Here is a 298-nt window from a genome sequence, read left to right on the forward strand (position 1 = left end):
CTGCAAAGTTACGTACACCGGCTGGTGAATCTCATTGGTGACACACTTAGCCCGTTAAGCCGAGAGCAGTTAAATCTAAACCTGACGGACGGCGGGGAGCCGTTAAATATCAACATTAATCAGATGGTGCCATTAGGGTTGTTAATCTGTGAGGCTGTGACCAATGCCTTTAAGTATGCCTTTAAGGACAGAGAGGGGACGCTGACGGTCAAGATGGCACGCCAAGACGGATTACTGCAATTGGAAGTCTGTGACGATGGGCCGGGCTTTGATCAGACCTTGTTTGAAAACGCCAGCT

The 298-nt window shown here is 49.3% G+C and carries 1 protein-coding gene; it reads left to right on the forward strand.

Translation table 11 applies throughout. From position 1 onward, the window contains the following. The coding region (locus J0A66_RS22790) for an ATP-binding protein (RefSeq protein WP_206576070.1) at window positions 1-298 on the forward strand (298 nt) is incomplete at both ends.

Source organism: Bowmanella dokdonensis, assembly GCF_017254865.1.
GTDB lineage: Bacteria > Pseudomonadota > Gammaproteobacteria > Enterobacterales > Alteromonadaceae > Bowmanella > Bowmanella dokdonensis.